At 55.1% G+C, this 1,678-nt stretch carries 1 rRNA gene; it reads right to left on the bottom strand.

What is annotated here, in order from left to right:
* Positions 1-1,678, bottom strand: a 23S ribosomal RNA gene (locus tag BHAP_RS11340); the annotation flags it as partial.

The following is a 1,678-nucleotide window of genomic DNA, read 5'->3' as shown; positions in this document are numbered from 1 at the left end:
CCCAGGTCCTCTCGTACTATGGGCAGGCCTCCTCAAGATTCCAACGAGCGCAGAGGATAGAGACCAAACTGTCCCACGACGTTCTGAACCCAGCTCGCGTGCCGCTTTAATCGGCGAACAGCCGAACCCTTGGGACCTGCTCCAGCCCCAGGCTGCGACGAGCCGACATCGAGGTGCCAAACCATCCCGTCGATATGGACTCTTGGGAATGATCAGCCTGTTATCCCCGGGGTACCTTTTATCCGTTGAGCGATGCCACGCCCGTGCGCCGGCACCGGATCACTATCTCCGACTTTCGTCCCTGCTCGACCCGTCAGTCTCACAGTCAAGCCCGCTTGTACGATTACACTCAACACCCGATTACCAACCGGGCTGAGCGGACCTTTGAGCGCCTCCGTTACTCTTTAGGAGGCAACCGCCCCAGTTAAACTACCCGCCAGGCACTGTCCCAAACACGGATAACGTGCTGTGGTTAGACGTCAAACGAGAACAGAGCGGTATTTCACCTTACGACTCCACCCAAGCTAGCGCCTGAGTTTCACAGTCTCCCGCCTATGCTACACAATCCGCGCCTAACGCCAATACCAAGGTATAGTAAAGGTCCCGGGGTCTTTTCGTCCTTCTGCGCTTAACGAGCATCTTTACTCGTACTGCAATTTCGCCGAGCTCCTGGTCGAGACAGTGGGGAAGTCGTTACGCCATTCGTGCAGGTCGGAACTTACCCGACAAGGAATTTCGCTACCTTAGGATGGTTATAGTTACCACCGCCGTTTACCGGGGCTTAAATTCACCGCTTCAACCAAAGTTTAACGGATCCTCTTAACCTTCCGGCACCGGGCAGGCGTCAGAGCGTATACAGCGGCTTACGCCTTCGCACGCTCCTGTGTTTTTGGTAAACAGTCGCTACCCCCTGGCCTGTGCCACCCCCAACAGCTCCAACAGTACATATTCTCACCATCAGGGGTCTCCCTTATACCGAAGGCACGGGAGTAATTTGCCGAGTTCCTTGACCAGGATTCGCTCGATCGCTTTAGTATTCTCTACCTGACCACCAGTGTCGGTTTAGGGTACGAGCAGTACAAGCCCTAACACCGAAGCTTTTCTCGACAGTATGGGATCACCGAATTCGAGCATACGCTCCCATCATCACGCCTCACCCTCATGTACTCCGGATTTACCTAGAATACAGGCCACACGCTTAACCATGGAAAACCACCTCCACAGCCGGCTACCCTCCTGTGTCACTCCTGTGTCAACCTACTACCACTACAATCCCAACACCAACCACATCAGAACCCCGAAAGGAACCTCAACGATTAGCGAAGGTTAGTACTCATGGCCTCAGTTCTGTCGGTCTCATACTGGTACGGGAATATCAACCCGTTCATCCAATCGACTACGCCTGTCGGCCTCGCCTTAGGACCCGACTCACCCGGGGACGACGAACGTGGCCCCGGAACCCTTAGTCATCCAGCGGCGGAGATTCGCACTCCGCTCTCGCTACTCATGTCTGCATTCTCACTCCCATACAGTCCACCATAGGTTTACACCACAGCTTCACCCCATACAGGACGCTCTCCTACCCAACACCAACCGGTATTGCCGTGTCTTCGGTGGTGTGCTTAAGCCCCGCTACATTGTCGGCGCGGAACCACTAGACCAGTGAGCTGTTACGCAC

It is taken from the genome of Bifidobacterium hapali (assembly GCF_002259755.1).
In the GTDB taxonomy this organism is placed as follows: Bacteria; Actinomycetota; Actinomycetes; order Actinomycetales; family Bifidobacteriaceae; genus Bifidobacterium; species Bifidobacterium hapali.
Note: the sequence above shows the minus strand (reverse complement) of the source record. Positions and strands in the feature narration are given on the sequence as shown.